The sequence below is a fragment of the Priestia sp. YIM B13551 genome (genome assembly GCF_042787905.1).
In the GTDB taxonomy this organism is placed as follows: domain Bacteria; phylum Bacillota; class Bacilli; order Bacillales; family Bacillaceae_H; genus Priestia.
This window is the reverse complement of record NZ_JBHZOX010000002.1, coordinates 618,627-644,034: the sequence shown is the minus strand read 5'-3', so window position 1 is coordinate 644,034 and position 25,408 is coordinate 618,627. Positions and strand designations below refer to the sequence as shown.

Below are 25,408 nucleotides of genomic sequence, written 5' to 3'. Positions count from 1 at the left end.
TCACATCATTTATTATACCTTTAGAGTAAATGATTAAATAGGAAAAGCCCAATTCTATAGATTCAAACGATAATTACTATAGAAAGAGGCTCATTTATTAATTTAACTATAGTTGAGTGTTTTTAGAATATTTTCTGCTTGTTGCATAGTAGCTTTCACTAGATCAGCTGCTGTTCTATCTCTTTCTAATAGCCTCGTACTTTGGCCACACCATAAAGACATATACTCTTTATCACCTAGCTTAGCTGCAGCTTTTCGAATATCTCCCGTAATGGTATTTTGTGTAGGAAAACATAACGGTTGAATCTTAGAAGTTTCGAACTCCTTAATAAAAGTATTGGCTATTCCTCGTGCGGGACGACCTGAAAAATGTCTAGTGAGAACCGTGCTTTCTTCATTACTTTCGTGAAGAGCCTCTTTATAACAAGGATGTGCTCCAGATTCTTGTGTCGCTAAAAAAGCAGTTCCCATTTGTACACCACTCGCGCCCAAAGCTAAAGCTGCGATTAATCCTCTTCCATCCATAATTCCACCGGTGGCAATGACGGGAACATCCACTTGATCCACTATTTGAGGTACAAGTGAGAACAGCCCAATATTAGCTCCGTAAGGATGCTCATTTACATCAAATGTTCCTCGATGACCACCTGCTTCACTTCCTTGAGCTATAATCACATCCGTCCCCTGTTCTTGTGCAGTTAGGGCTTCTTTGACTGTTGTAACCATTGTCATAACTTTTATGTCATTTTCTTTTGCTATTTTCATCGCATAAGGTGGAAGAACACCAAAAGCTGTGCTTACGATAGGTACTTGTTCTTCTACCAATACTTTAAACTGCTCTTTAAATAAATTTTTAGTTTTGACTTCTTGTTCAACACGCTTAATAGATAAAACGCCTCGCATCGTATCTAATAATTGCTGAACCTCTTCTAACCCACCCGTATTATCTGCCATTTCAGTAGCAAAAAGATTAACAGCAAAGGGCCTTTTAGTATATTTTCGAATCTCTCTCACAGCTTGTCGGATATCCTCTGGATGCATATAAGCAGCACCTAATGTTCCAAGCCCACCTGCCTCACATACGTTTACAATGAGATCTACTGTTGTAATTTTATCTCCCGCCATACCAGCCTGTATAATGGGTACCTTAATATCTAACATTTCACAAACACGATTATCTAAATTCATTTTTCTCCCCCAGGTTATGAAGTAGACTACACGAGTTGTATTAAGAATTAAATAAATGATGTGGTCTGGTAGTTAATTCATTTTTATTAAGAGCACATGTGAGACTCATAAAAATATAATTGGACTTTATAATCCTCATAAAAGATGCTCCATATTTATCATATATGTTTTTATCCATATGGTATAATTCGAAATAAAGATATTTGCCATCGTTTTAACAGATGACAAAGAGAAATTAGGTGTGAAGAAACATGGATATTCAATCTTTGCGTATTTTTAAGGCAGTTGCCGAGTATGGGAGTATCTCAAAAGCTGCAAAAGAGCTAAATTATGCACAGTCTAATATTACGACTCGGATGCAACAGTTAGAAAACAGCCTGCAAACGGTCTTATTTTATCGACATAACAAAGGGGTTACACTAACAGCAAAAGGAGAAGTATTAATAACTTATGCTGATAAAATTTTTCGTCTTTTAGATGAAACAAAAGAAGTAATGAGGGACCAAGAAGAGCCTCAAGGTCCCTTAAGTATCGGTTCAATGGAGACAACGGCTGCCGTTCATTTGCCTAGGTTTCTCTCTAGGTATCACTCTGCCTATCCTCAAGTAGATTTAAACTTAAAAACGGGGCCTACAAGTCAGCATATTGAAGCAGTGTTAAATTATAAATTAGACGGTGCATTTGTCTCTGGACCTCTATCTCATCCTGACCTTATTACAAAGAAAGTTTTCAGTGAAGAATTAGTATTGGTAGGAAATTCGTTACTTTCTCAATCTTTAAAATCTCATAAAGTTGATGATTTGACACTGTTAGTTTTACACAAAGGTTGTTTTTATCGTGAGAAGTTAAAGCATTGGTTACATGAAGAAGGAGTGATACCTTCTAAAGTTATGGAGTTTGGTTCCTTGGATGCGCTTATGGGATGTATAGCAGCTGGCCTGGGAGTTACTTTACTACCTCTGTCTATTGTACAAAGATACAGCTATCTAGAAGAGGTTACTCATTATTCTATTCCAGAAAAATTTTCGCTAGTCGACACGCTTTTTATTTATCGTACTGATGTCACTTTCTCTACGCCTCTTATTAAATTTGCAGAAATGTTTCAAGAGGAGAGGATTAGTCCTCTATAATATCCTAGAGGAGGAGAAGGGACTTTCATCCTCGTTATATGGATAAAGGTTTCCACACAACTATAGCGTGGATTCATAATTAGAAAATGTGTACGTATATGGAATAAACCCCGCCATAGTAATTGGATTTATCACATTTTATTTAATAAAAAGCCCTTTGCTTAATAAGAGTAAAGGGCTTTTACACATGTGTAAATATAGTAGTGCAGAGAGCTCTATAGACTTAAAAAATTATGAACGTGCTAGCAGACTCATTGAGAAGCCAGAGATACAAACTTCGATGGATTTTGATATCTGTTTTAAAGATACCTGTTATCTATTTTATGTATTTTATTATATATCAAAATAGAGATATGCTGAAGTAGTAACATTTTTTAAGGAGATGAGATCTTGATTAAAATTTTAGTTGGTGGAATATTATCGTTAGTTATTGCAATGGGCATTGCAAGGTTTTCCTATACGCCTATTCTACCTCTTATGCAAAGTGACATGTCATTTTCAAATAAAGTTGCCGGGTATCTTGCTACAAGCAACTATGCAGGATATCTAATTGGAGCTGTTTTAGTAGGAATCCTACCTTTAAAAAAACGTAGAAAAGCAGTCTTAAGATTAAGTCTAATTTTCAGTGTAATTACGACTGCAGGCATGGGATTATTTCAAATGTATTCAGCATGGTATACTTGTCGTTTTATATCCGGCTTTTCTAGTGCATTTGTACTTGTTTTATCTTCAAGTATTGTATTAGACAAACTTGCTGAAAAGGAAAAAACAAATTGGTCTGGGCTTTTCTATGGAGGAGTTGGAGTAGGGATTTTTCTTACTGGAATCACTATCCCTATTTTAAATCATTATTTTAAATGGGAAGGAGCATGGATTGGGCTCTCTATTCTAAGTATTATACTAACTTTCCTAGTATGGATTTGGTTGAAAGATGAGACCTCTAGTTCTACTCAGAATAAGAAGAAGGAGATACCTGCTCATGGCCCTCCAACGAAATGGATTCCTTGGTTGATTATAGCCTATGGCCTAGAGGGTCTAGGGTATATTGTAACTGGTACCTTTATTATATCTATTGCAGGACAAATACCAAATTTTAATGGCGATGCAACCTTTATATGGATGATTGTCGGTTTAGCTGCGATTCCATCTTGTATTATCTGGTCTTCACTTGCCAAAAAAATGGGGTTTGTGAAATGCTTAGTTGTTACCATGCTATTACAAGCCTTTGGCATTGTAGTTCCGGTATTATTAATGACTAAAATAGGTTTAATTGTAAGTGCACTATTGTTTGGAGCAACATTTATGGGAATTACAACACTTGCTACAACATTAGCAAGCCGAATTACTCCAAAGAATAGTAGCCGTATCATCGGTTACCTCACAGCTATTTATGCTGCTGGTCAAATGATAGGGCCCTTGCTTGCTGGCCACTTTGCATCTGCTAGTCATAATTACAACTCTGCTTTAATTGGAGCTGCAATTGTTGTATTAATTGGTGCTCTCTTTTTATTATCCGGGATTCGATTTGATAATAAGCCTGTTAAGATTGTAATTACAGAAAATATACAGAATGAAGAAATTTAACTTTTATGTGTCTAATAAGTATTGAAAGCATATAGTTGAGAAGGAAGTAGTAGAAAGAGAAAGAACAATATAAAACATTACTTTATTCATATATCTTTGTTTGCGTCATTTTGATAACTAAAGGTGTGATAAATAAAAGCTATCGTATCATTTTTTAAGGAAAAACTTGATATGATAGCTTCTTCAACCAAAAGACGTGAAGCAATTGAATATTCATATTGCCTCCTAACTTAAGTGGATATCTTTTTTAGAGATACCCCATATCTCAGTATTGAATTATACATGTAAGCAAATCTATTATAAAGTATAGGTATTGATTAAGAAATATTTGGAGAAAACAGTCGATAACTTTAGCTGAAAATAAAGTCTTTATTGATGATAGTTGTTTAGAAGAGGGTTTAGTCACTTTAACATTTGGTAATTAGGAGAGGAGAGTTTGTATGGTAACATATCATACTTTAGAAGTGAAAGGTCTGAATATATTTTATAGGAAGGCAGGGAAGCCAGATAAACCAACCATCTTATTGCTACATGGATTTCCATCTGCAAGCCACATGTTCCGAGATCTTATTCCGGTTCTAGAAAAAGATTATTATGTAATTGCCCCTGATTATCCTGGCTTTGGAAATACAACTTCGCCTGATCGAAAAGAATTCGACTATACATTTGATCATATTACTGAGGTAATTGAAGCTTTCGTTAATAAATTAGAACTTGATAAGTATGCTCTATACGTTTTTGATTATGGTGCTCCTATTGGTTTTCGTTTAGCTATGCATAACCCAGAGCGTGTAACAGCAATTATTAGCCAAAACGGAAACATTTATCGAGAAGGTTTGGGATCAAAATGGGCGACCAGAGAAGAATACTGGGAAAATCCCACGCCGGAAAAAAGACAAAGTTATCGAACGGCTTTTGCATCAGAAACCATTAAGCATCAGTATATCGATGGGACGCGGGAAAATACAGTTTCCCCAGATGGTTATACGCTTGACATTACCTATATCAAACGATCGGGAAATGATGAAAAACAGTTAGATTTAATATTTGATTATCAAACCAATGTAAAGATGTATCCTGAATTTCAACAATATCTCCGTAAGTATCAGCCGCCCTTATTAGCAGTATGGGGTAAAAATGATGTTTCCTTTATTCCAGAAGGGGCTAAAGCTTTCAAAAAAGATTTACCTGATGCAGAGGTCCACTTAGTAGACAGTGGCCACTTTGCTCTAGAAACACACGCAAATGAAATTGGAGAATTAATGTTAGATTTTTTAAAACGTAATCATATTTAAATAGAAAAAAACGATGAATCTCTCTAAACGCTACATCGTAATTTATAAAAATACGGAACATAGAGGTTTATAATTTATTTATAAATCCCTATATTACAATAAGGTAAATATCTAAAGGAGGTATTATATATGACAAGAAAATGTATTAATGCTGATGGCGCTGTTGCTGTTGGGCCGTACTCTCATGCAGTTGAAGCAGGGGAGTTCCTATTTTTATCCGGGCAAACTCCTATCGATCCACAGACTCAAAAGCTCTCGGAGGGTAATATTGTAGAACAAACAAAACAATGTTTTGAAAATCTTTTTAAAGTATTGGAAGCATCAGGTCTAACCTCTGAAAATGTGGAAAAGGTAAATGTTTTTTTAACCAATATGAATGATTTTGCAGCAATGAACGAAGTTTATGCAACACAGTTTTCTGCTCCTTATCCTGCTCGTACAACTATAGGTGTAGCCTCTCTCCCTCTAGGCGCACAAATTGAAATAGAAATGATAGCTAGAAGGTAATACCTAACGGTGAATATTATGTAACTAAATATCTCTCATCAACAGATAAGCTACAGGCTAGTGTACAAGTAAACACTGAAGGTGAGGTCATTACAAATTGATGCCTAGAATTATTAATTTAGCTATTGGAACGCCAAAGGAATATAACTGGAACCACGAAGCTAAGCTATCTGGAATAGGAAAGACTTCTACCAAGGTTGCTGAGTTAAAAAAGGTAGGGTTCGTGGGAGACGACGTTGGAAATAAAGAAAAGCATGGAGGCGTTGATAGGGCGGTATGTTTATATCCATTTGAACACTATTCTTATTGGGAAAAAATCTTACGAAAGAAAATGGTTTTACCAGCCTTTGGAGAAAATATTACAGCAATGGGCATGACTGAAAAACAAGTTTGTATAGGCGATGTATATCAAATAGGAGATGCAATTGTGCAAGTGACGCAAGGAAGGGTACCTTGTGATACAATATCGAAATATAATGAGGAAAAACACCTTTTAAAGAAAGTCGTTGAAACCTCTCTAACAGGTTACTTTTTTCGAGTATTGGAAGAAGGAGCTATTAAAAACAATTCAGAAATAAACGTTATTGATAGGCATCCTAGAAGAATATCAGTGGCTTTTGCTACAAAAATTCTTTTTCATCAACACCAAGATAAAGAATCAATCGAAAAGATACTGAGAGTTGATGATTTATCAGAGGAATGGAGAAATAGATTTTTAAAACTCTAATGATGTTTTTTTATTATATATCTAAGAGGTGTGATTGTTATGGAAAAGTTAGAGTATGAATGGGTAAAACAAACAAGACAGATTTTACTAGATCAGTGTAAAGAATTAAATGAAGATGACTTTACGAAAGAGTTTGAATTTGGGTTTCAAAGTATTAGAGACTCTTTAGTTCATGTGGCAGGTTGCTATCATGCTTGGCTAGGTTCTTTTGTTCTTTCAGAAACTTCATCACCACTACTTACAAAAGAAGTCCTTAACACTATGCAGGTAGACGATATTAAACGTTATTTTGAACAAGCTGATAGATACGTAGAAAAAGTATTCGAGCAATTCACAGATAAATTTGATGAATCTATCGAAAAAGAGCTTGCTTGGAGAGCAAACAGTGGTCTTATAAGAAAAACACCACGTCAATTGCTTGTCCATTCAATTACTCACGAATCACATCATAAAGGACAAATTGTAGCTATGTTACGTCTACTTGGGCATACGCCTAAAAATACGGACATATTAGGGCTATCTGCAAAAGAACTTACCAAATAATAAATTAAAAAATCTTGCCTAAAAGAGCACATTTTTATAACAATATATGTGCTCTTTGTTATGTATATCATATGCATCGCTAGTTTACATAAAGTCTCTTTCTGGTAGACATCACAAAAAATAACCCTTGCGGCAGTAGGGTTCAGCTAAGGATTCTCTTTCTGGAGTAGGCAGCTTTTTATACCATCCTCCATATAATAACGATTTGTCTTGAGGGGATTAGGGGACAAGTGCATAAAAAGAGGACCTTTTATACAATTGCTAAATGGTTCAAGTATTTGAATAATATTTTATGTTAACTACGAATGTACATCATATACAGCTTAAAATCAGAAAAAAACTACCCAATCATCAGAGACACGTAGCTTGTCTGTCTTGCGTACCATTATTTTTAGGGCGATGCTTTTTTGAAAACATTGTTAACAGTTTGCCCTTGCTAATTTATACATTGTTTATTTATCTACGAAATGTAAAATCAGCGAAAATAAATAAGCGTTTATCCTTAGATTAAAACAGCAGGTGACGATATCAGTACAGCTAACACTAATTATTTTAACATTGGCCTTAAGTGTAGGATGTGTCTTGTTTGTAATGAACATATTTAAAGTCGGATTTGTAGAAGTAACGAGTTCAAGTAATACTTTATCGAAAGTGTCGATTTCTCTGATGGGGGCTTATCTACTGATGCTTTTTACAGCATTCTTTTGTATGATTAACAACCTTTAAAAATAGGAGAAATAAAAAGACAGCTATTTAATTTAAATAGTGGCTGTCTTTTTTGTATATACGAACTGAATAGATACCAGGGTAAGGTCATTCATTTAAGTAATATTTTGTAACTTTCCCTCTCAAAGGAGGTTCGTTTTTTTATTAAAGGTAACTACCGACAAGTTACATAATGTTAATTAACTTTGTATATCTTATCCATCAATGGTTTACAAATTCTATAAAATAAATAATACTTATATTGGAAGTTTCATAAGACATAGAAGGGGAATTTGTTTATGAACAAAGTTATGGATTATTACTCAGCATTTGATGAATGGGGACGCCTAGATAGGGAACCCTTAGAGTTTCAAATAAACTGGCATTATATCCAAAAGTATCTACCGGAAAACGGCAGTATATTAGATAATGGGGCTGGTCCTGGTAAATATGCAATGAAACTAGCTGAGAAAGGATTTCAGGTAACGCTAACTGATCTCACTCCTAAATTAGTAAAGGTAGCTGAAAATAAAGCAAAAGAACTTGAGCTTTTTAATCAATTTAATGGATTTCATATTATGGATGCAAAAGATTTAAATTTATTAGAAGACAAAGAATTCGATGCTTCCTTGATGATGGGGCCAATGTATCATCTACAGAATGAACAAGATCGTGACGCTGCTGTTAAAGAACTGTACCGCGTGACAAAAGATGAGGGAGTTGTATTTGTTGCCTTTATGTCCCGAATTAGGCACACTATCTCTTCACTGTTAAATCCAGAGGCGTGGAAACCCAATGATACAATGGACAATATCGAAGAGTTTATTGCTACTGGCAGCTTTAATCATGAGGATAAAGGAAGGTTTACAGGAGTTTATTACTTTGATCTACAAGAAATTAATCCCTTTATGGAATCTAATGGATTTGAAACCTTAAGTCTAATTGGATCATCTAGTATTGGTTCTCTTTTATCTAAAGAACAATGGGATTTTTGGACAAATAGAGGACAATCCGAAGTTGATCGATTAATAGAATTATTAAAGAAAACAGCAACCGATCCTTATACTTTAGGTGTTTCATCACATTTACTTTATATTGGTAGAAAAAAGGATGTGGTCTAATGACTAAGTGGAGAGGCGCTGCTGCAATCTGTATAAACGATAAAAACGAACTATTAATGGTAGCCCAGGAGAAACCAAATGAGCCAGAACTATGGTCAGTACCTTCAGGTGGCATAGAAGGCTCTGAGACATATGAAGAATGCTGTATAAGAGAAGTGTGGGAAGAAACAGGATACAAGATTTCGGTCATTGATAAAATATGTGAACGTGATACAGTAACATATGATGTAAATATCCATATTAAGTATTTCGAAGTAAAGTTGTTAGGTGGAAAAAGGAAAATTCAAGATCCTGATGAGTTAATATTAGATATTTGCTGGAAGCCTTTATCGGAGATTAGTAACTTAAAAATGTTATTTGAGGACGAACGTCAAATACTGATAGATTACATACAGGAAAGAAAAGGGCAACAGATATAACTATTTAAATATATACAATGAAAAGAACTTAAACTTTAAGATCTTTTCCTGACACCGATAAAATCAGTTACATTAAGTAAATAATAAAGTATCTCGTTAAAATTTTTGGTTTTATTATTTACTCTTACATGTGTGGTTGATCATAGCTGATTTTAATAGTTGATAAAAGTGAAATATATACATGTGCATATATAAAATATAGTATTAAGTTATAATTTGTCCAGTCAAAAGGTAAGCAAAATAAAAGGCAACCACATTTTTGTCATAGGAGTGAGTTTGCTCTTAGCAGAGCCCGTACGTAATCGATGTATGAGATAAGCTATTTTCACCATGTTTTTCGCATAATAGTGATTTTTTATGGGGGATATGATATGAATAAAAGGTGCACTTTTTATTCATTTATTTTGCGAATGCCCTTGCAAAGAACGTTTATACATCAAGGATGTATAAAAAGCTACATAAAGCAGAAATCGTAGCCTGACTAGAATCCTTGCCTACCAAGGGTTCTTTTTTGTGATGTATACCGGAAAGAGTGTTTATGTAAACTAGCAATGTATATGGTATACAGTCCAAAAACAGAAAAAACTCCCCCAGAGCGTTAAGGGAGTTTTCCTGCTACATTTATTTATCCAAAGGGTTGAAACCTTATCAGTTTCTTGAGTAGTTTGCTCAAGACGAAAGCATAGTATGTATTTTTTATTATAAAGATTCCTAGAATTTATCTTATGTCAACTCAAAAATAAAAAGCCTATGTACTCATCAGCAGTACGTAGGCTTCTAGTAATTAACACTATGAATATATACAGTAATACTATTACCTCAGTAACTGTTCCATCTTTTCTTCTGTTTCGTTTTCCTGGCGAGGCTGATAAATGGTTACTTTTAATTCAGGTGCATCATACACTTGGAGCGTAATATGGTCCATAATCATTTTTCCTGCCACAGGGTGAATAATAGTCTTTTTTCCACACGGCGTTCCTAAAACTTCATGATTAGACCACCACTCATAAAACTGAGGGCTTTTGTCGCTAAGCTCACTGATCATAGTTTTAAACCACTCATCTCCTACGAAACGTGTGTAAGCTAAACGAAATTGAGCAATTAATCGTTGAGCATGATCTTCCCAATTTTGAAAAAGGTTTTGATATTCTTTGGAAGTAAAGCAGCGCCACACTGCATTGCGATTTCGTTCGTCCATTTCATGAAAGTCCCCAAATACCATCACAGCAGCTTTATTCCAGTCTACGATATTAAGTTTTTCGTCTGTTACATAGGCAGGGCAATGACCTAATTGGCTTAATAGATTTTTTACAACGCGATCTATATTTTCTCTTTCATTCTGTACGGTTGCAGATGGAAGCGGCTGATTGCCTAATAAAAATAAATGCTCCATTTCCTCTTTGTTTAATTTGAAAATACGGGATATGGCTTCTAATACTTCAGAAGATACTTGTATATCTCGTCCTTGTTCCAGCCACGTATACCAAGTTATTCCGACTCCTGCTAGTTGAGACACTTCTTCTCTGCGTAATCCTTTAGCTCTTCTCCTCGGTCCAATAGGCAAATTAAAATCTTTTGGAGACAATCGTTCTCGTCTTATCTTTAGAAAATCCCCTAGTTCTTTTCTTCTTTCTTTATCGCTTACCATGATTTTACTCCTTTTTGTAGGTAGTACTTTTACTACTAGTATAACTAGACTCCTATTACCATTATAATCCTTATTTTATGATCTAGGTAAGGGAGGTGAAACAGATGATAGTAAAAGATAGCGAAAAGACGTCTGATATATCAAAAGGATTAGTTCTTTTAATGGCTACGGTTTGCGGGTTTACAGTGGCTAACGTCTACTTGAACCAAACTCTTTTAGTAAGCATGTCCGCTACTTTTCACATTTCTGCAGCCAGCATAGGCATTATAGCTACCTTAGCTCAAATTGGATATGCACTAGGAAATCTCCTTTTAGTACCGTTAGGAGACATCTTCGAACGAAAAAAATTGATTTTGTTTTTATTATTCGCTATATGTATCGTTCTCGCTTTAAACGCTTTATCTATTAACAAAACGTGGATGATGGTTACAAGCTTAGCATTAGGAATCGTAACGGTTGTTCCTCAAATTATTGTTCCATTGGCTGCGAATATCGCTTCAGATCATAATAGAGGAAAAGTTTTAGGAAATGTCGCCATTGGATTAGTTTGTGGTATTTTAGGCGCTCGGCTTGTTAGTGGTTTTATTGATGTTCATTTTGGATGGCGAATGGTGTATTGGACGTCTGCTGTGGCTACACTTTTTATGATTTTTTTAGTTTACGTCTATTTTCCAAGAAGTAAAGGAGGAAATGCCACCAGTTATAAACACTTGCTCATGTCGTTAGGTCCGCTATTTATAAAAGAAAGAGCCCTGCAAAAAGCATGTGTAAGTCAGGGGATGATGTTTGCTTCTTTTAGCGCATTTTGGACCACGCTTGTCTTTTTATTACATACACATCCCTATTCGTATGGAAGTGACATGGTGGGGTAATAGGGTTAGTCGGAATAGCGGGAGCGTTTGCTACGCCGATTATCGGACGTTTAATTGATACAAAAGGGGAAAAGTTTGCAAGTCTTTTGTGTATGTCCATATCTTTACTTGCTTTTATAGGTCTTATACGGGGAGGATACTGGTTACCTGGATTAATTTTAGGAGCTCTCCTTATAACGGTAGGGACTCAAGCGAATCAAGTTGCCTGTCAGTTTACTATTTTTCAATTAGGAGAAGAAAAGAGAAGTCGATTAAATGGGTTATATATGGTTTCCACATTTTTAGGAGGGTCCCTAGGATCTTATGTGGGTTTACTTGCATGGACTAAATGGCAGTGGAATGGGGTGTGTGCAATAGCCATACTGATGATAGCCATTAGTTGTTGTTCTTTAATTCCAATGAACATTCCTAGAAAAATGATAGGAAATTTAATGAATAAGAAAGGAAGTAATATGTAATGGGAACACATACAGATAACTTTCATCGAGGATTAGATATATTAGCTAAGATTGATCCAGAGAATTACGAGGATATAATGGTGGGCTTTGAACAGTCAGCCCTCCCTGATTTAGGAACGTTAGCTGTAGAGTTTAATTACGGACAAATTTTCTCGAGACCAGGCTTAGACTTAAAGTCACGCCTTCTTGCTGCAGTGGCTGGCCTAACTGCATTAGGTAATACGGAACAGCTGAGATTTTATATAAACGGGGCTTTGAATATTGGGTGGACACAGGAAGAAATTTTAGAGGCAATGTTACAAATGGTCATTTATGCTGGATTTCCTGTAGCTTTAAATACAATTTTGACAGTTGCTAATGAAGTCTTTTACGAAAGAAATGAAAAGGAGAAACAAAATGATTATTGATAGTCATGCACATGTGGTTTTACCAATAGAGAAACATATTAAAATGATGGATGAAAGTGGAATAGATAAAACCGTATTGTTTTCTACTCTTGTTCATCCAGAAAAAAGCAGCAACGTTAAAGAATTTACAACCGAAATGAACAAATTAAATCAAATTCTAAATAATGAGGTGAATCCCGTACAAGCACGCTTAAATGCGCTAGAAGAAGTAAGCGGTGCGCTTAAGCAATATCCAAATAGGTTTGTAGGGTTTGGTTCAGTTCCTCTTTCTTATTCTCCGGGTGATGTCACCTTAAACGACTGGGTAGAGAAACTTGTCAAAGGGCAAAAGATGAAAGGTCTCGGAGAATTTACTCTTGGTCCAGGTCAAATTCCATTGTTAGAACCTATATTTAAAGCAGCAAGTGACTATACGTCTTTGCCTATCTGGGTACATACTTTTCATCCTTTGAACTTAAAGGATATTCAGGAGTTATTTCTTCTTACTCAAAAATATGAAAATGTGCCGGTTATATACGGGCATATGGGCGGAATTCATTGGCTACAAACGATAGAAATGATAAAAAACACTAAAAATGCTTACTTAGATATATCTGCATTTTATACAACATACGCCTTGTCTTTGGCTATAAAAGAGATACCCGAAAGAACGTTATTTAGTTCAGATTTTCCGTATGGAGATCCATATTTAAATCTACAGGCCGTTAAGCGTCATACATCTAGCGGAGAAGTTGCAGACAGAGTGTTAGGTGGGAATATCTCGAATCTGCTTCATATATAAATTCAGCGTTTTTTGTTTGATGTTGTGTTGCATGGGATAACTAGCAGTGAATTTTAAAATTTTTTTCTGCCTTGAAATAAAAAAGGCAGCCAAATAGAGGGCTGCCTTTTTAAAAAAATTGAACAACTAGAATTACGTTTTATCATTACATATGATGAATTCCATTTGAAATATATCATATTCTGTAGTCCTTCAGTTTCTTAATTTCCCTCTCTCGTAGATAACTTTAAAGACTCACATTATAAAATCTACTTACTCAATTTTGTTTATTGCTAACAAGAGTGACATGCGGAGTTTTACCTTTTGATTTCCTAGATGAAAGATAAACGCCAGCAAAGATAATAAGTAGTCCAACGACTACGTTTGGAGTAATTGTCTCTCCCAGTAGTAAATAACCCCATATCATGGCCGAGGCAGGAATCAGGTAAGTAACCGTCGCCGCTAATTCAGGGCCACCATTTTTATTGATATAAAAGTAGATTAACTGACCCAATCCTGAGCCAAAACAGCCGAGACCCACAATTGCAAGAATCGGAAGTGGATGAATCAACAAATCTAATTTGAATGGTTCGGTAATCAGCATCCCAACTAAACCGATGATAGCACCTGTTAGTAAGGTGAAAGTTGTTATAGTTAGTACGCTCACCTCAGACAGAAACCGTTTTGTTAACTGCCCAGCAAGCCCATAGCAGATACAAGCAACAAGCATTGTTCCAATCCCAACAAACCCTTTCCCGAAAATCTGACCAAATTGAAAATTCATAAGGACGAGTATCCCGAAAAAACCGATAAGAATACCGATCCACTGACGTCCGGTAAGTCGATAAGAAAAAAGAATAAATCCGATAAGACCTGTCCAGATCGGAGTGGTCGCATTCAGAATAGAGGCAGTTGTACTGTTTATCTCAGTTTCGCTTAAGGAAATTAATCCCCACGCCAAACCACAGTTAAATATACCAACAACAATCAATGCCTTCCAGGGTAGTTTCTCTTTAACTTTTCTACGCTTCCACCATAGAAACGGGAGCAAGATGATAGCACCTGCTAGACAACGAAAAAATACAATTCCCCATATTCCAGCTGAGGGAAGCAGCCACTTCATAAATACAAAAGATAAACCCCAAATTAAACTAAGCCCAATTAAGGCTCCATACAATCGAAACATAATACACCTCCTTACTTCATTTATTATGGCAAATTTTGTTGATTATTTCATTCCGAAATTTTGCTTTGTAGAACATTTTCTCATAATTTTTATTATCTCAATACTCATAGGAATAATTCGGAAAACTTTAGAGTTTTTATTGAAAACGGAACATTTGTTCTTGTATAATATAGAGAACGAATGTTCTTTTTTGATGGTTTCTTTAGATCGATTAAGAGCTGCTGCCAAACAGAGTCATTAGATGTATCGACATGAAGGTATTCCTTGCTTTATTTTTTTCTATTAAATGCAAACGTTGAAGAAGAGGAGAAAATGAGCTTGTTGGAGGATATTGTAATAAGCGCAAACAAGCCTATGCGCTTGCCAAAACGATTGATTAAATTTGGCTTTCTCTTTAGAAGCCCCAACTATACTATCATCTTAAAGGGAAAAGATAACCAATATATAAATTATATAAAATTAGTTTTCTAAGGAGAAATAACATTGAACTCTACACTCAATAATTCAGAAGATATAAAAAGGGAAGAAGGACAAAAGCAGCTGCTTGAAAAAAGTCTTCAAGCTCATAGAAATAAAAAATGGATAATCAACTTTACTTGTACTATATCTTTTCTTTTAGCAGTATTATGTTTTTGCTTTCAAGTGCCAGACGCTATAATTATTGCTATTATCTTACTGTTCATATGTGTAACTTTCCAAACCGCACATAAAATGTTAGATAGAAAAATAGAGCTGCGCTTGAAACGTATAAAGCAGGATCATAGAAAGATCATATTCAAGATAAAATAAATCCTAACTTCCTGCCTATAATTTTCTAAAGTTTAGACAATCTTGCCGCGAACCAATAACGCGTCATCTTTTTGCTTGTTAGTTTAAAGCTAGGGATTTTTGAATAGATGTAATCCAAGAATGAATGCTTTTTTACTTGTTATTGAACTCACTCGATGCTTTAGTTTAAAAAAGGAGGGCTTTATGAATTACTCTAAACTGCTTCAATATCAAGGCTGTATTTATTTAAACTCTATATTTGAACCTGAGGATAACGCGTTAATAGTGGATATTGAACGTTGCAAAATTAGTGGAAATGTAGCTGAAGAGATAACAGGAGAAAGCACTTCTTCCTCGTATGCCTCTATTGATGTGGATTACGCACTTCCTATAATTCGACTTACATTTGATTGGTACATTGCATACTCTGTTAGAAACGAAAGTTTTACCGTAATAGATGAGTATGAAATGTATACAGGAAGCGCTTTTGCAGTTTATTCAAAGTCCAGATATCTAGATTTTATTGAAGTTGGTACCATAGCTGACGATATACATCCTGGCCCGTTTAAACACTATGGAATACATGCTTTAAATCATATAATTGATGTGGTTTCAACTGAACCTCCAAGTATTTCAGTAATACAAAGAGATCAAGAACAAGAGTAAAAAAATGTAGTTAATATGTAGCATATTCACTACATTAAGAGGGTAGCAACGCTTAGGGGATCAAGAGGTGTTATAAGGTGAGGATAGCTTTGCTATACCATTTTGGAATATTTAAGATATTTAGACACGCTTTAGAGGAAAGAAATACAAATTACTTATTATTAATTGAAGAGGGCTATAAGCATAAGAGGTAAAAACAATGGAATTTTATGAGGCGTTAACCTATGTAAATGAGAACTTTTATAAACCCAATCAATTCGTTATAAAAGCTATTCGAGAAGAAGCTCAGAATTCAGATTATGGCGCTGGTATCTTTCAGTTAAATTCAAAATCTATAAGATTTAGGGTGGCGAAAACTACACCTAATAAGGTAGGGCAGTTTGTATCCTTTTGGGAAAAAGATGCGGCTCATAAAAACCAAGCCTTTTCGTATGGAAAAGCTACCGATCTATTAGTTATTAATACCTTCACTAGTACAAATAGATTTGGACAATTCATTTTTCCAAAAGAAGTTCTTTTAAAACAAAAAATCCTTAAAACGGCTACCACAAAAGGTAAAATGGCAATTAGAGTGTATCCGATATGGGATAAACCAACTAGCAAACAAGCTATGGAAACACAAAAATGGCAATTAGAATATTTTATTGAACCGAATTATTTGTCCTACCAAAAATTCTTAAAACTGTACTCCTAGAGTGGTATCGATTGAAGCCTTACATACAAGTATACCTTACCTATGATAAGAGAGGCCAATACATAACAGAGACAGGATTTATTCAGTTTGTTGATGCTCTTGGTAATTTATTCATCTTCATGGATCACATATTTAAATTAAAGAATAAAATGCGGTTAAGTGAACTAATCGATGTTCGCTTTGTATAGTGAGCAAACATACTTGAAATGTTTATAATTTTAATAACTATCACGTCAATTGAAGAAGGGCATTTCCTACATTTGAAGAATAGTAACACCATTAAATGAATTGAAGGTTGACTGTATCATTGCTAGAGCGACAGATTAAAAAATTGAATAGGAGTGTTCCTTGATGACAAATAGTAAAATGAATCCTAAGGTTGATGGATTTTTAACTAAAGCTAAAAAGTGGAAAGAAGAATATGAGACGTTGAGAAAGATTGTTCTTGACTGTGAGTTGACCGAAGATTTTAAATGGATGAACCCTTGTTACACGTTTGAGAAAAAAAACGTTGTTTTAATGCATGGATTTAAAGAATATTGTGCACTGCTGTTTCCTAAAGGTTCTCTGTTACAAGATTCTCATGGTATTCTAATCCAACAAACGGAGAATGTACAAGGGGCGCGACAAATTCGGTTTACCAATGTGCAAGAAATAGTTGAAAAGGAAGCCATCTTAAAAGCTTATATTTATGAGGCCATTGAGGTGGAAAAAGCCGGATTGAAAGTCAAAGCTAAAAAGCCTGAAGAACTCATTATTCCTGAAGAGCTACAGCACAAATTTGATGAAATACCTGCTTTAAAAACGGCTTTTACTACATTGACTCCAGGACGGCAAAGAGCATATATTCTTTATTTTTCTGGGGCCAAACAATCTAAGACTCGGGAATCAAGGATTGAAAAATGCATTCCGAACATTCTTACTGGAAAAGGATTAAATGATTAGTACATTTTATTTAAAACATGGCTAAGATAAATTGTTAATGTATTTGAGTTAAAAATGAAGTAGAGCTAAGTGAACTGACTGATATTCCATTTGTATAAAAGTAGAGTAGATTAAAAAAAATTTATTTGAGGAGAAGATTCTATGGAAGTTTTTGCAGAATATTTAGCGCGTATAGATAGCCCTGACCACCGTGACCGAACAGAGGAGGTTTTGGCTTGGATTGCTAATACTTTCCCAAATTTGGAACCACAAATTAAATGGAATACGCCAATGTTTACCGATCATGGAACATTCATCGTCGGCTTTGCCTCAGCGAAACATCATTTGAGCGTTTCACCTGAAGAAACAGGCATTGCGCACTTTAATCATGACATTGCTCAGGCTGGATACAGCGCTACCAAAGGCCTGTTTCGAATTTTATGGACTGAGCCAGTAAACTATGAATTACTTAAAAACATAATCGAGTTTAATATTTTAGATAAGAAAGACTGTGCAACTTTTTGGCGAAAATAAAAAGCAGATTATGAACGGAGAAGAAGGAGGATACAGAACGGTGGACTTTGAAATGGTTATGAAAGAACTTGAAGCGCTTGGTACGGAACGAATTAAAAAGACTTACATAAACAATGGTGCACGCGATCCGCTTTTTGGAGTGGCAACAGGAAAAATGAAGCCGATTGCAAAGAAAATCAAGAAAAATCAGGCTTTGGCTGAGCAGCTTTACGCTTCTGGCAATTACGATGCTATGTATTTTTCTGGTATCATTGCAGACCCAACAGAGATGACTGCGGAGGATTTTGAGCGTTGGATTGATAAAGCGTATTTCTACATGCTGTCCGATTATGTAGTTGCAGTAACTTTGTCAGAAACCGATTTTGCGCAAGTTGTTGCTGATAGGTGGGTGGCAAGCGATGAAGAACTTAAAATGTCGGCAGGTTGGAGTTGTTACTGCTGGCTTTTGGGTAATCGTCCTGACGATGAATTTAGCACAAGTAAGATTGCCGATATGCTTAATCAAGTGGAAAATACGATTCACGATTCTCCAGATCGAACGAAATCGGCTATGAATAATTTTATCTATACAGTCGGTATTTCATATTTGCCACTTCATGAGAAGGCGCTTGAAACTGCAAAGGCAGTAGGTCCAGTCGAAGTTAAGAAGGATAAGAAAAAAAGTAGTATTCTTCTTGCCTCCGAAAACATTCAAAAGGATATAGATAGAGGACGGCTTGGTTTCAAACGCAAACATGTAAGGTGTTAGCATGATGTGTAATGGAGCTACACTATCTGAAACGAGACTAACAAGCATTTAATAATAATTAGTTTACTATACGTAGGATGTTTTGTTTCTTCATAAACCATCCATTGAAGAAGTGGCAGGGGATAAAAGCTAAAAAAATTCTTGAGAAAAGGAGAGATTAAAAATGAAAACCCAAAAGGGAAATCTAAGAATCTGTCATAAAGGACACAAATATTATAAAAGCAGTAACTGTCCGACCTGCCCAACCTGTGAGCAAGAAAGCAAACCTGACAATGGATTTCTTTTAATGCTATCAGCACCAGCAAGACGAGCATTAGAAAACAACGGGATAACTTCTTTGCAGCAGTTATCAAAATTTAGTGAAAAAGAGATATTACAATTTCACGGTATGGGGCCGGCTTCTTTACCTAAACTTAGAACAGCTTTGCAGGCCAATGGGTTAGCCTTTAAAAATTAAACATTAAGGATAGTTAAAGCAAGAATTAGATCTGGATAAAGTGTACGAATACGCTGAATTTCCGGATATGGAAGGATGTTAAGAGATAAATAGTGGGAAAAAGAAGGATTGGAGATTTAAGTAATGAATAACAAACTAGGTAAAGCGTTAGCGTTACGAAAGAATGGAAATCACAAAGAATCTAACGAATTGCTAAGTGAATTAGTTAAGGAATTTCCAGACGATGCTTTATATAACTATCAATGTGCTTGGAGCTTTGACATATTAGGAGAAGAAGAAAAGGCGGTGCCCTTTTACGAAAATGCCATAAAGATAGGATTACCTTCTAAGGATATGGAAGGTGCAGTATTGGGATTGGGCAGCACATATAGAGCCTTGGGGGAATATGAAAAGTCAAAAGAGACATTTTTGAAAGGCATGGAATTATTCCCAGATAATCATGTAATTAAAGTGTTTTATTCCATGACCTTATACAATTTAAAAGAACATAGTCAAGCGATGGAACTGTTACTGAAATGCTTAATAAATACGACAAATGACAATGAAATACTAAGTTATAAAAGAGCCTTAAATTTCTATTCAGATAAACTGGATCAGACTTGGAAGTAGCTTATAAAATTCACTGAATATAAGTTCTTTTCCTGAAACGAGGAGAGGACTTTTTTTGTAACAATACTGGCAGGCTTCCTGCGATAAAATGACTTTTTAAAATTATAGATTGTGAAGAAATACATTTAAACTATAGGGGGCGTTTGTTGAATAAGAGAGTCCTTACATATTATATATGTCTAATATGTAAGGAGCCCTATATGAATTACATTTGAAATAGGAGATCTTTGCTTTGGATCTTGTGCTTCTTTCTTTGTTGAAGCACTTATGTTTGAACCACTCTCTCCTTATTAAACTCTTGTTCAATTAGCTTATCCATTAGAAAATGATAAAAAACGTGATAATTCGTTTTAGTTAGTTTGTCCAGTTCCTGGTGAGTGATGATATTATGTTGGATTAGTAAACCTATAGCAGCTGATATACAATTTACTTTTAAATCTTCTTCCCCTAACATATAAATCACCTTCCCTTATTTACTAAGTAACCCATTCTATATAATAGGCATACTTAAGACACGGACTTATATAAGCTCTTTTCTCAAATTATTGCTCTCGTGCTTATAGAAAATGATAATAAAATGTTCTCAACGCTTTTTGATGCATACTGTTATCTTTATATACTTCGCTTTCTTTTCCTGCAAAAAAACAAAATGATTTAAATTTTCCCTTATTTTGGAATGTTGCATTTGTTTTTAACAGTTAGAGAAGCTTTTGAGCGCTCAGTATGTATCTGAATGTCAACATCAAGAACTTATGAACGCCATCCAAGGAAAGTGAATAATGTAATTTATTTTAATTAGTTTCTATTATTTAGCTTATGTAAATGCGAAATAAATGTGGTTTTCCTTTAAGTAAAAAAGGAAATTTTAACTATGTCATAAACTTTCCTGTAGGTAATTATTAAATTATATAGGGAAATTTACATCTCAATAAAATACTGTTATTACAAGTTAGTGAGGTAGAAGTATGAAAGAAACCAATAGTAAGAATTTAAAATCTGAAATTATAAAAAAGCACGAGATATTATTTGCAAAGAGATTGGAACTTGAGAGTGAAGCAAGCCGTTTGATGTTAGAAATTAATTTATTAGACGCACGGAATACTCTTGATAAAGTAAGTCAGCTAAACCAAAAGATAGATGATATAACCTCTGAAATGGATTATTTGAAACAAGCCCTTGAAGCCATCAATTAAGCTATATATCAAAGTGTAACTAATTCTATAAGTATAACCACGAGCAAATTAGAAAAAAGTGATCCACATGGAAGAGAAAGAACAGTAAGAAATAAATCTTACTAAAGTGTATGAATACGCTGAATCTCCAGATAAAATCTTATCAAGACCTAAATCATAAATAGTCTAATTAAACTATAGTGATAAACCTACTTAGTCTAATTAGACTATTGTAAACAAAGAAAGAAGGCGTTTCTATGAAATCTGTATTGTTAATTGGACAATCAAATATGGCAGGCAGAGGATTTATTGAGGATGTACCGCCGATTTATAATGAGCATATACATATGTTACGAAACGGTAGATGGCAAACGATGGCAGAACCACTTAATTTTGATCGTCACATATCTGGTGTTGGGCCGGCAGCCTCTTTTGCTCAAGCTTGGACAGAGGATCATCAGGGCGAGTCCATTGGGGTCATACCATGTGCCGAGGGAGGAAGCTCAATTGATGAGTGGACAATTGACGGACTATTAACCAGACACGCGATTTCTGAAGCAAAATTCGCAATGGAAACAAGTGATTTAGTGGGAATTCTGTGGCATCAAGGAGAAAGCGACAGTTACGGAGAACGTTATAAGACGTATGAAGATAAATTGCTTTCATTATTTAAACATTTGAGAGAAGAATTGAATGCACCAGATATCCCGATTATTATCGGTGAGTTGGGACATTACCTTGGAGACGTCGGATTTGGAAAAAGCGCTGTAGAATATAAACAAATAAACCAGATATTATCTAAAGTTGCCCATACTGAAAAAAATTGTTATTTTGTAACATCAAAAGGCTTAACAGCAAATCCAGATGGCATTCATATTGATGCCGTCTCCCAAAGAAAGTTTGGATTAAGATACTATGAGGCTTTTTCAAAACAAAAGCATGTTTTAGATGTTTTAGACGTTGAACATGAATGGATTGAAAAGGAAGCAAAGCGTGAACTAACTAAAAATGAATGTATATTTGTTGAAAGCATGAAGTTTGCCTTGGGACAATTAAGTTTTGAAGAGTTTTCTATTAATATCTCTACTATTAATGAAAGTAAGTAAAACAGAATTAATCCCATTTTATGAGGAGAGATCAATTGATTCCACTTTTAATCTTAGGTTTGTTAAAAGAAAAACCCGATTCATATGGATATGAACTTTTGGCAATTATGAATGAGTGGAGTTAGTATAGATTTGTTAATTATTAAAACTAAAAAAGGAGAACCCTTTAAACAGGAACTCCAAAAAGCCGGTATTCAAGACACGCAAATTTTTCAAATGCAACTAGTGGAGAAGTTGTAGACAGAGTGTTAGGTGGGAATATTTCAAATCTGCTACATATATAAATTCAGCGTTTTTTGTTTAATGTTATATTAGGTGCTATAAGAAAGACCTTGAAAGGTGTGTTTCAAGGTCTTTTTTATAGTTATTAAGATTGTTGGTTTTCCACTGTCTCTAATTTTTTATAGTGCGCAATTTTTTCTTCAATTCTATGCGCATTTAACTCTAGTTCCTCTATCTTGCCTAAGACATCTTTATAATGTTCCTCTAACAGTTCCTTTCTTGCCGTAATAGTAGACTCTCCTTTCTGTCGCAAATCAGAAAACTGCTTCATTTTAAGCATAGGCATTCCTGTAACACGTAAACGAATTAAAAACTGAATCCAAGCTAGATCAAAATCTGTATATTGCCGATATCCGGTTTGGGCTCTTTGCACATTTTTTATTAATCCAATTTTTTCGTAATAACGCAAAGTATGTGTAGAAAGACCGGTCATACTTGCTATTTGTTGAATACTGAATAAATTTTCCATATTAATTATTATAACATGAGAAATAAAATGCTTGCTTTAGAGCGCGCTCTAAAGCGTAATATCTAACTTGTAAATAAAATAACTCAGTTGTAAGGAAAGATTCAGTTGATGAATGAACGTTACGAAAATGGTTGGAAAGCGTTAATGGAGGTAGATGGAGAGGGTGGAAAACGAGTAATTGAATCATTAAAAGACATTGCTCCTGACATTGGGAAATATGTCATTGAATTTGCCTTTGGAGATATTTATACAAGAGAAGGACTTAACCTACAGCAAAAACAACTGGTTACGATAAGCTCACTCACGACACAAGGAGGGTGTGAACCACAATTAAATGTTCATATTAATGCTGCGCTTAATGTAGGTCTCACACCGCATGAAATAGTAGAAGCCATTACTCACTGTATTCCATACACTGGCTTTCCTAGAGTGTTAAATGCTATTTTTATTGCTAAACAAGTTTTTACAGAAAGAGAATTAACCGTAACTTTGAAATAAAGGTATATGTATATATGGCAAGGCGATTTTAATTGAACTTTTAAACAGAGGTACGTCTTGATTAGGATAAACCACAATAAATCGTAGTAGTACTCCGAAAAACACGATTTGTGATATAGGGTTAACCTTAGAATAAATAGACTCCTTTTTTAGTGAAAGAAGCTACCTAAAGGTAACTTCTTTTTTATTAAATTATATTTTCACATTCCCTGTATTTTCCTCCATACCTTCTATGTGCGAAGCAGCATCACAAGTGTATTTATAATCACATTAATGGCAGCATTAGCATATCTAAATCTCCTATATTTTTGTTGTTTTGATCTCTTATTTCTTTAAGTTTATTGATGTTTTTAATATAGATATTTTGATTAGACAGCTCAATCCATTTTTCTTTACTCCATTTTTGAATAATTTTATTCACGGTAATGCGGGAAGTCCCAACGTAGCGGGCAAAGGATGTTTGATTAAAGGGAAATTCCTCATTTTCTTTTACGAGCTTTAATAAATAATGAGCCATCTGTTGTTCAACGGGGAGATTAAGAAACGTAATAATTTCTGCTAGCAGTCTAAACTTATAGAGAAGAGAATTTGTAAAGAGAATGACTGCTTTCGGTTCCTCCTCGTATATTTTTAACATTGCTTCATTAGTAAAATAATATAAAACGGATGGAGTTGTGGTTACAGCAGTTGTTAAATAAGGCTCTTTATTAATACCGTTTTCCCCTAATAACATGCCTTCAGGTACATAGTTAACCGTACGTTCTGCTCCTTTCTCAGTTAAGAGAGTAATCTTTACACTGCCTTTATCTAAATAATAAAATCCTTTACCAACTTCTCCTTGATAATAGATCGTGGTGTTTTCTTCTAATTTTATCATCTGTCCATACTTTAAAAAGGGACGCCATATGTATCGAAGGTTTACCATTCAATCACCTTTCTATAAAAGTGTATTTTAAACGTATAGAAACATTTCATACATGAAGCATTATTCTTTACTTTAATAACGTGACCAAAGCGTTTATGAATGAAAGAGATAATTTTTTAACAGATCCGGGTTCTTAATTAAAAATCTTTTATTTTTACTATCTATTAGTTTTTTTTCTTTCCATTTTTTTAACGTTTTATAAACCGTAATCCTTGTTAAACCGGTACACGTTGCTAAGTCCTTTTGTGTTAAAGGAATTTCATAGTTTTTAAAGTCATGATAGATGTTTAAGAGCACAGCGGCGATTTGCTGTTCGGTAGTTAATGTATGTAAATTAATTTGTTCAGCTAGGATATGCATTTTTTGAATAATACTCTTTGTAATAAGGTTTAGTATGGGCGGGTGGAGAGTTATAAGTGTTTTGAAATCGTCATAACTAAAATAATATAGTACGGAATCTTTTACTGTAGTAGCAGTAGTAAAATGAGCTTGTTGGTCCATTGCTTGAACTCCCAATAATTGACCTGGCAATACAATGTTTAACACGCGTTCTTTCCCTAATGGGGTAGAGGTATGGACTTTAATTAATCCACTGTCCAAGTAATAAAATCCTTCTCCTATGTCTCCTTGTTCATATACCACATTTTTTTGTTTCATATATTGCCTTTTTCCGTACATTAAGTAGTTTTTGAAATTATTTTCGTGATTGAAGAGAATAGCCATCATACTCACTCCTTAACCAAAATATAAGATACGCCTAAAAAATTGAAAAGACAATTGTAAGATCAAGTAACACACTATAGGGTAGGGCATTTTATTTACTTTGCTATAAAAACAAAAATAAGTAAGCGCTTACAACAATGTGCGCTTTATTTCTTCTCTTTTTTAATAAGCCAATATTTTTATAAAAACGTTACGCTTTCTACAATATCTTAAAGCGAAAAATGCGTAAATGCAATAATATAAATTTCTTATTTGAGCTACTCCGTCTATTCCAAAAATAAAA

The 25,408-nt window shown here is 34.6% G+C and carries 29 protein-coding genes and 1 pseudogene; 23 read left to right on the top strand and 7 right to left on the bottom strand.

Annotated elements, in window-relative coordinates; translation table 11 throughout:
* Positions 1–102: 102 nt before the first annotated feature.
* Positions 103–1,188 (bottom strand): NAD(P)H-dependent flavin oxidoreductase, encoded by a 1,086-nt coding sequence (locus tag ACFX4N_RS12725; RefSeq protein WP_097812755.1) that lies wholly within the window; start codon positions 1,186–1,188, stop codon positions 103–105.
* 251 nt (positions 1,189–1,439) lie between these two features.
* On the opposite strand from ACFX4N_RS12725, the gene ACFX4N_RS12720 reads away from it, so the two are divergent.
* The 9 genes from ACFX4N_RS12720 to ACFX4N_RS12680 all read left to right on the top strand — a co-directional run bounded on the left by ACFX4N_RS12720 (position 1,440) and on the right by ACFX4N_RS12680 (position 9,219).
* Positions 1,440–2,318 (top strand): LysR family transcriptional regulator, encoded by an 879-nt coding sequence (locus ACFX4N_RS12720; protein ID WP_013058312.1) that lies wholly within the window; start codon positions 1,440–1,442, stop codon positions 2,316–2,318.
* Positions 2,319–2,708: 390 nt separating this feature from the next.
* Positions 2,709–3,902 (top strand): YbfB/YjiJ family MFS transporter, encoded by a 1,194-nt coding sequence (locus ACFX4N_RS12715; RefSeq protein ID WP_029323416.1) that lies wholly within the window; start codon positions 2,709–2,711, stop codon positions 3,900–3,902.
* Between the two features lie 440 nt (positions 3,903–4,342).
* On the top strand, positions 4,343–5,197 hold the full coding sequence (locus ACFX4N_RS12710; protein WP_192100167.1) for an alpha/beta fold hydrolase: 855 nt from the start codon (positions 4,343–4,345) through the stop codon (positions 5,195–5,197).
* Positions 5,198–5,326: 129 nt separating this feature from the next.
* Positions 5,327–5,704 (top strand): RidA family protein, encoded by a 378-nt coding sequence (locus ACFX4N_RS12705; protein WP_029323412.1) that lies wholly within the window; start codon positions 5,327–5,329, stop codon positions 5,702–5,704.
* Positions 5,705–5,804: 100 nt separating this feature from the next.
* The gene (locus ACFX4N_RS12700; protein WP_029323410.1) at positions 5,805–6,431 is read left to right on the top strand and encodes an MOSC domain-containing protein; all 627 of its coding nucleotides are present in this window, start codon (positions 5,805–5,807) and stop codon (positions 6,429–6,431) included.
* A gap of 39 nt (positions 6,432–6,470) precedes the next feature.
* Entirely contained in the window at positions 6,471–6,974 is a 504-nt protein-coding gene (locus ACFX4N_RS12695; RefSeq protein WP_013058307.1) for a DinB family protein, read from the top strand.
* Between the two features lie 591 nt (positions 6,975–7,565).
* On the top strand, positions 7,566–7,700 hold the full coding sequence (locus ACFX4N_RS12690; RefSeq protein WP_318256962.1) for a hypothetical protein: 135 nt from the start codon (positions 7,566–7,568) through the stop codon (positions 7,698–7,700).
* A 278-nt stretch (positions 7,701–7,978) separates the two neighbouring features.
* Positions 7,979–8,800, top strand: a complete 822-nt coding sequence (locus ACFX4N_RS12685) for a class I SAM-dependent methyltransferase (protein WP_377261515.1) — start codon at positions 7,979–7,981, stop codon at positions 8,798–8,800.
* Positions 8,800–9,219, top strand: a complete 420-nt coding sequence (locus tag ACFX4N_RS12680) for an NUDIX hydrolase (protein ID WP_377261512.1) — start codon at positions 8,800–8,802, stop codon at positions 9,217–9,219. Before ACFX4N_RS12685 ends, ACFX4N_RS12680 begins: the two co-directional genes overlap by 1 nt.
* A gap of 814 nt (positions 9,220–10,033) precedes the next feature.
* Here ACFX4N_RS12680 and ACFX4N_RS12675 read toward each other — a convergent pair.
* On the bottom strand, positions 10,034–10,867 hold the full coding sequence (locus ACFX4N_RS12675) for a helix-turn-helix transcriptional regulator (RefSeq protein ID WP_057273723.1): 834 nt from the start codon (positions 10,865–10,867) through the stop codon (positions 10,034–10,036).
* A 104-nt stretch (positions 10,868–10,971) separates the two neighbouring features.
* Here ACFX4N_RS12675 and ACFX4N_RS12670 point away from each other — a divergent pair.
* The 3 genes and pseudogenes from ACFX4N_RS12670 to ACFX4N_RS12660 all read left to right on the top strand — a co-directional run bounded on the left by ACFX4N_RS12670 (position 10,972) and on the right by ACFX4N_RS12660 (position 13,385).
* A pseudogene (locus ACFX4N_RS12670) lies at positions 10,972–12,197 on the top strand (MFS transporter).
* The gene (locus tag ACFX4N_RS12665; RefSeq protein ID WP_013058301.1) at positions 12,197–12,604 is read left to right on the top strand and encodes a carboxymuconolactone decarboxylase family protein; all 408 of its coding nucleotides are present in this window, start codon (positions 12,197–12,199) and stop codon (positions 12,602–12,604) included. The pseudogene ACFX4N_RS12670 and the gene ACFX4N_RS12665 overlap by 1 nt, the downstream one beginning before the upstream one ends.
* Complete coding sequence (locus tag ACFX4N_RS12660; RefSeq protein WP_274589089.1) at positions 12,594–13,385, top strand: amidohydrolase family protein; 792 nt, start codon at positions 12,594–12,596, stop codon at positions 13,383–13,385. The genes ACFX4N_RS12665 and ACFX4N_RS12660 overlap by 11 nt, the downstream gene beginning before the upstream one ends.
* A 256-nt stretch (positions 13,386–13,641) precedes the next feature.
* Here the strand turns inward: ACFX4N_RS12660 and ACFX4N_RS12655 are convergent, their stop codons facing one another.
* Complete coding sequence (locus tag ACFX4N_RS12655) at positions 13,642–14,550, bottom strand: DMT family transporter (RefSeq protein ID WP_274589090.1); 909 nt, start codon at positions 14,548–14,550, stop codon at positions 13,642–13,644.
* A 483-nt stretch (positions 14,551–15,033) separates the two neighbouring features.
* On the opposite strand from ACFX4N_RS12655, the gene ACFX4N_RS12650 reads away from it, so the two are divergent.
* The 8 genes from ACFX4N_RS12650 to ACFX4N_RS12615 all read left to right on the top strand — a co-directional run bounded on the left by ACFX4N_RS12650 (position 15,034) and on the right by ACFX4N_RS12615 (position 19,950).
* On the top strand, positions 15,034–15,339 hold the full coding sequence (locus tag ACFX4N_RS12650; RefSeq protein WP_064471965.1) for a hypothetical protein: 306 nt from the start codon (positions 15,034–15,036) through the stop codon (positions 15,337–15,339).
* 183 nt (positions 15,340–15,522) lie between these two features.
* The gene (locus ACFX4N_RS12645) at positions 15,523–15,984 is read left to right on the top strand and encodes a hypothetical protein (protein WP_057273718.1); all 462 of its coding nucleotides are present in this window, start codon (positions 15,523–15,525) and stop codon (positions 15,982–15,984) included.
* Positions 15,985–16,183: 199 nt separating this feature from the next.
* Positions 16,184–16,678: a MepB family protein gene (locus ACFX4N_RS12640; RefSeq protein ID WP_192100171.1), complete on the top strand. Its 495-nt coding sequence runs from the start codon at positions 16,184–16,186 to the stop codon at positions 16,676–16,678.
* Between the two features lie 351 nt (positions 16,679–17,029).
* Positions 17,030–17,623 (top strand): YdeI/OmpD-associated family protein, encoded by a 594-nt coding sequence (locus ACFX4N_RS12635; RefSeq protein WP_274589091.1) that lies wholly within the window; start codon positions 17,030–17,032, stop codon positions 17,621–17,623.
* A gap of 141 nt (positions 17,624–17,764) precedes the next feature.
* Positions 17,765–18,136, top strand: coding sequence for an iron chaperone (locus ACFX4N_RS12630; protein WP_029323400.1), 372 nt, complete (start codon positions 17,765–17,767; stop codon positions 18,134–18,136).
* A 40-nt stretch (positions 18,137–18,176) separates the two neighbouring features.
* Positions 18,177–18,884 (top strand): DNA alkylation repair protein, encoded by a 708-nt coding sequence (locus ACFX4N_RS12625; protein WP_055992720.1) that lies wholly within the window; start codon positions 18,177–18,179, stop codon positions 18,882–18,884.
* Positions 18,885–19,047: 163 nt separating this feature from the next.
* Positions 19,048–19,341: an RNA polymerase alpha subunit C-terminal domain-containing protein gene (locus ACFX4N_RS12620; RefSeq protein ID WP_041816598.1), complete on the top strand. Its 294-nt coding sequence runs from the start codon at positions 19,048–19,050 to the stop codon at positions 19,339–19,341.
* A 123-nt stretch (positions 19,342–19,464) separates the two neighbouring features.
* On the top strand, positions 19,465–19,950 hold the full coding sequence (locus ACFX4N_RS12615; protein WP_061859389.1) for a tetratricopeptide repeat protein: 486 nt from the start codon (positions 19,465–19,467) through the stop codon (positions 19,948–19,950).
* Positions 19,951–20,215: 265 nt separating this feature from the next.
* Here ACFX4N_RS12615 and ACFX4N_RS12610 read toward each other — a convergent pair whose 3' ends face one another.
* Complete coding sequence (locus ACFX4N_RS12610; protein ID WP_013058291.1) at positions 20,216–20,404, bottom strand: hypothetical protein; 189 nt, start codon at positions 20,402–20,404, stop codon at positions 20,216–20,218.
* Between the two features lie 511 nt (positions 20,405–20,915).
* Between ACFX4N_RS12610 and ACFX4N_RS12605 the strand changes: the two genes are divergently transcribed.
* Entirely contained in the window at positions 20,916–21,143 is a 228-nt protein-coding gene (locus ACFX4N_RS12605; protein WP_013058290.1) for a hypothetical protein, read from the top strand.
* 236 nt (positions 21,144–21,379) lie between these two features.
* Positions 21,380–22,228: a sialate O-acetylesterase gene (locus ACFX4N_RS12600; protein ID WP_013058289.1), complete on the top strand. Its 849-nt coding sequence runs from the start codon at positions 21,380–21,382 to the stop codon at positions 22,226–22,228.
* A gap of 367 nt (positions 22,229–22,595) precedes the next feature.
* Here ACFX4N_RS12600 and ACFX4N_RS12595 read toward each other — a convergent pair whose 3' ends face one another.
* The gene (locus ACFX4N_RS12595; protein ID WP_053487584.1) at positions 22,596–22,979 is read right to left on the bottom strand and encodes a MerR family transcriptional regulator; all 384 of its coding nucleotides are present in this window, start codon (positions 22,977–22,979) and stop codon (positions 22,596–22,598) included.
* Positions 22,980–23,087: 108 nt separating this feature from the next.
* Here ACFX4N_RS12595 and ACFX4N_RS12590 point away from each other — a divergent pair, with 108 nt between their 5' ends.
* Positions 23,088–23,477 carry a carboxymuconolactone decarboxylase family protein gene (locus ACFX4N_RS12590; RefSeq protein ID WP_063672336.1) on the top strand — a complete coding sequence of 130 codons (390 nt, stop codon included), beginning with the start codon at positions 23,088–23,090 and terminating at the stop codon, positions 23,475–23,477.
* A gap of 265 nt (positions 23,478–23,742) precedes the next feature.
* Here ACFX4N_RS12590 and ACFX4N_RS12585 read toward each other — a convergent pair whose 3' ends face one another.
* Together ACFX4N_RS12585 and ACFX4N_RS12580 are read right to left on the bottom strand one after the other, a co-directional pair.
* Positions 23,743–24,402 carry a Crp/Fnr family transcriptional regulator gene (locus ACFX4N_RS12585; RefSeq protein ID WP_029323387.1) on the bottom strand — a complete coding sequence of 220 codons (660 nt, stop codon included), beginning with the start codon at positions 24,400–24,402 and terminating at the stop codon, positions 23,743–23,745.
* A gap of 93 nt (positions 24,403–24,495) precedes the next feature.
* On the bottom strand, positions 24,496–25,128 hold the full coding sequence (locus ACFX4N_RS12580; protein ID WP_013058284.1) for a Crp/Fnr family transcriptional regulator: 633 nt from the start codon (positions 25,126–25,128) through the stop codon (positions 24,496–24,498).
* Positions 25,129–25,408: the final 280 nt, after the last annotated feature.

Coding starts and splice junctions, on each gene's coding strand:
- ACFX4N_RS12690 (WP_318256962.1), top strand. CDS start 7,566: ATGAACATATTTAAAGTCGGATTTGTAGAAGTAACGAGTTCAAGTAAT.
- ACFX4N_RS12640 (WP_192100171.1), top strand. CDS start 16,184: ATGGAATTTTATGAGGCGTTAACCTATGTAAATGAGAACTTTTATAAA.
- ACFX4N_RS12720 (WP_013058312.1), top strand. CDS start 1,440: ATGGATATTCAATCTTTGCGTATTTTTAAGGCAGTTGCCGAGTATGGG.
- ACFX4N_RS12605 (WP_013058290.1), top strand. CDS start 20,916: ATGAAAGAAACCAATAGTAAGAATTTAAAATCTGAAATTATAAAAAAG.
- ACFX4N_RS12620 (WP_041816598.1), top strand. CDS start 19,048: ATGAAAACCCAAAAGGGAAATCTAAGAATCTGTCATAAAGGACACAAA.
- ACFX4N_RS12615 (WP_061859389.1), top strand. CDS start 19,465: ATGAATAACAAACTAGGTAAAGCGTTAGCGTTACGAAAGAATGGAAAT.
- ACFX4N_RS12595 (WP_053487584.1), bottom strand. CDS start 22,979: ATGGAAAATTTATTCAGTATTCAACAAATAGCAAGTATGACCGGTCTT.
- ACFX4N_RS12645 (WP_057273718.1), top strand. CDS start 15,523: ATGAATTACTCTAAACTGCTTCAATATCAAGGCTGTATTTATTTAAAC.
- ACFX4N_RS12725 (WP_097812755.1), bottom strand. CDS start 1,188: ATGAATTTAGATAATCGTGTTTGTGAAATGTTAGATATTAAGGTACCC.
- ACFX4N_RS12590 (WP_063672336.1), top strand. CDS start 23,088: ATGAATGAACGTTACGAAAATGGTTGGAAAGCGTTAATGGAGGTAGAT.
- ACFX4N_RS12695 (WP_013058307.1), top strand. CDS start 6,471: ATGGAAAAGTTAGAGTATGAATGGGTAAAACAAACAAGACAGATTTTA.
- ACFX4N_RS12665 (WP_013058301.1), top strand. CDS start 12,197: ATGGGAACACATACAGATAACTTTCATCGAGGATTAGATATATTAGCT.
- ACFX4N_RS12585 (WP_029323387.1), bottom strand. CDS start 24,402: ATGGTAAACCTTCGATACATATGGCGTCCCTTTTTAAAGTATGGACAG.
- ACFX4N_RS12705 (WP_029323412.1), top strand. CDS start 5,327: ATGACAAGAAAATGTATTAATGCTGATGGCGCTGTTGCTGTTGGGCCG.
- ACFX4N_RS12680 (WP_377261512.1), top strand. CDS start 8,800: ATGACTAAGTGGAGAGGCGCTGCTGCAATCTGTATAAACGATAAAAAC.
- ACFX4N_RS12610 (WP_013058291.1), bottom strand. CDS start 20,404: ATGTTAGGGGAAGAAGATTTAAAAGTAAATTGTATATCAGCTGCTATA.
- ACFX4N_RS12710 (WP_192100167.1), top strand. CDS start 4,343: ATGGTAACATATCATACTTTAGAAGTGAAAGGTCTGAATATATTTTAT.
- ACFX4N_RS12675 (WP_057273723.1), bottom strand. CDS start 10,867: ATGGTAAGCGATAAAGAAAGAAGAAAAGAACTAGGGGATTTTCTAAAG.
- ACFX4N_RS12580 (WP_013058284.1), bottom strand. CDS start 25,128: ATGATGGCTATTCTCTTCAATCACGAAAATAATTTCAAAAACTACTTA.
- ACFX4N_RS12655 (WP_274589090.1), bottom strand. CDS start 14,550: ATGTTTCGATTGTATGGAGCCTTAATTGGGCTTAGTTTAATTTGGGGT.
- ACFX4N_RS12635 (WP_274589091.1), top strand. CDS start 17,030: ATGACAAATAGTAAAATGAATCCTAAGGTTGATGGATTTTTAACTAAA.
- ACFX4N_RS12630 (WP_029323400.1), top strand. CDS start 17,765: ATGGAAGTTTTTGCAGAATATTTAGCGCGTATAGATAGCCCTGACCAC.
- ACFX4N_RS12660 (WP_274589089.1), top strand. CDS start 12,594: ATGATTATTGATAGTCATGCACATGTGGTTTTACCAATAGAGAAACAT.
- ACFX4N_RS12600 (WP_013058289.1), top strand. CDS start 21,380: ATGAAATCTGTATTGTTAATTGGACAATCAAATATGGCAGGCAGAGGA.
- ACFX4N_RS12700 (WP_029323410.1), top strand. CDS start 5,805: ATGCCTAGAATTATTAATTTAGCTATTGGAACGCCAAAGGAATATAAC.
- ACFX4N_RS12685 (WP_377261515.1), top strand. CDS start 7,979: ATGAACAAAGTTATGGATTATTACTCAGCATTTGATGAATGGGGACGC.